Annotated in this window: 2 protein-coding genes; both read left to right on the top strand. The window is 72.1% G+C overall.

Annotated elements, in window-relative coordinates; genetic code table 11:
- A partial coding sequence (locus DEIPI_RS31380) for an ATP-binding cassette domain-containing protein (protein ID WP_045234396.1) occupies positions 1–423 on the top strand: 423 nt, incomplete at its 5' end.
- A gap of 65 nt (positions 424–488) precedes the next feature.
- A partial coding sequence (locus DEIPI_RS0114730) for an alcohol dehydrogenase catalytic domain-containing protein (RefSeq protein ID WP_027482266.1) occupies positions 489–791 on the top strand: 303 nt, incomplete at its 3' end.

Below are 791 nucleotides of genomic sequence, written 5' to 3'. Positions count from 1 at the left end.
GCCGTGGAGCGCGCCGTGGACCGCGCGGGCGCCGCGTTCGTGGAGACCCTCCCGCAGGGCCTGGAGACGCCGCTCGGGCGGCTCTTCCAGGGCGGCCGCAACCTGTCGGGCGGGCAGTGGCAGCGTCTCGCGCTGGCGCGGCTGTACTTCCGCGACGCGTCCGTGCTGGTCTTCGACGAGCCCACCGCGGCCCTCGACGCCCGCGCGGAATTCGAGACGATGGAGGCCCTGCGGGAGCAGGCCCGCGACCGCATCACCCTGCTGATCTCGCACCGCTTCTCCACGGTGCGGCTCGCGGACCGCGTGGTGGTCCTCGAAGGCGGCGTGATCGTGGAGCAGGGCAGCCACGAGGAGCTCATGGCGGCGCGCGGGAAGTACGCGGCGCTCTACGAACTGCAGGCGAGCGGCTACCTGCGGGAGTAGATGCGTGACGGCCCCCTGGCCGAACGCTCACACGACCAACACTTCAAAAAAGTTACTGTTGGCGAATGCGAGCCGCACGCTTCCACCGACACGGCGATCCCTCCGTCCTGCGCGTCGAGCAGACCGCCTGGCCCTTCCCGAAGGGCGACGAGCTCCTCGTGCGCGTCCACGCCAGCAGCGTGAACGGTACCGACCTCAACATCCGCCGGGGCGGCGGACCCATCGGTCTGCTCACGCGTCTGCCCTTCACCGTCGGCTTCGACGTCGCGGGCGAGGTCGTCGCCTGCGGCGAGCTCGTCACCGCCTTCGAGCCGGGCGACCGCGTCGTCGCGCTCCTCGGGCACGGCGGGGGCGGCGCCGCCGAGTAC

It is taken from the genome of Deinococcus pimensis DSM 21231 (genome assembly GCF_000519345.1).
GTDB classification, from domain to species: domain Bacteria; phylum Deinococcota; class Deinococci; order Deinococcales; family Deinococcaceae; genus Deinococcus_A; species Deinococcus_A pimensis.
Note: the sequence above shows the minus strand (reverse complement) of the source record. Positions and strands in the feature narration are given on the sequence as shown.